Genomic DNA, 1,161 nt, shown 5'->3' with positions numbered 1-1,161 from the left:
TCTCTACACTCTTTTTTATCGTTACCCACAGACATTTCCATAAAACGCTGTCATTCCCGCCTTCGCGGGAATGACGGGGGTCTTTGGAATGACGGGGGTCTTTGGAATGACGGAGTACTTTGGAATGACGTTTTCTAGACGACAAGAATCAAAAATATAAATGAATAACAAAAATGAACCAAGCACTCGACCCAACACTCATTGAAGACATTGTTTCTGACCACGGTCAGTGGCAGGCCTATCTGCGTTTACGCTTTGCGCAACGATCACGTGGTACACGCTTGGTTGCTAGTGAACATCAAGGTCCGCTTTACGTTCAAAAAGCGTTTTACCCTGAAGGCCCTGACTGTGCGCACGCTTATTTGCTGCACCCGCCGGGCGGCTTGGTAACTGGTGATACCCTAGATATCGACATACAGGTTGAATCTGGCAGTGAGGCACTCATCACTACGCCCGGNGCGGGTAGAGTCTATAAGGCTCGCGACGACTCGGGTGTTCAAACACAAAATATGACCTTGCGAGTCGAAAGCGACGCCGTGTTGGAATGGTTACCGCTAGAAACTATTCTTTTCCCTAAGTCTCATGCACGTATGAATACCCAAGTTGAACTGGCAGAAGGTGCTAAGGTAATGGCTTGGGAGGTCACTTGTTTTGGCTTACCGGCGAATAACTTGGCGTTCGAAGACGGTAGTTGCGAGCAGCGCTTGCAGATATGGCAGCAAGGCCGTATTCGTTTCAATGAAGCCCTCAGTTTAGCGCCAGGTGACACATCCGTTTTACATGGAACGGGTGGACTTCAAGAAAAGCCCGTTAATGCACTATTTGTTGCTGGGCCCTTCAACGAAACTATCGATAGTGCGGAGCATGAAACCATGCTTGAGGCATTGCTTATCAAACAAAGTGGTATGCCAGGAGATGATTTGCTAGCGTTAAGCATGACAGGTGAGTTTCTAACCGTCAGATACCTCGGTAACTGCACTGAACGAGCAAGAAATTTATTAGGCGAAGCATGGGCATTGGTTCGTCCAGTGCTATCGGGGCGCAAAGCCATCGAACCAAGAATTTGGTTAACTTAAGTGTCAGATTATATAAGAGTGAATTATGGAACTATTACCTAGAGAGAAAGATAAGCTACTGGTTTTCACCGCCGCGTTGCTGGCT

General features: G+C 47.6%; 1 protein-coding gene. It reads left to right on the top strand.

Annotated elements, in window-relative coordinates; all coding sequences use genetic code 11:
• Positions 1-173 precede the first annotated feature (173 nt).
• Entirely contained in the window at positions 174-1,076 is a 903-nt protein-coding gene (locus A3766_RS28170; protein ID WP_068513009.1) for an urease accessory protein UreD, read from the top strand.
• The last annotated feature ends 85 nt before the right edge of the window (positions 1,077-1,161 follow it).

The sequence above is a fragment of the Oleiphilus sp. HI0132 genome (genome assembly GCF_001635845.1).
The sequence above is the reverse complement of the archived record's forward strand: the minus strand, read 5'-3'. Positions and strand labels throughout refer to the sequence as shown.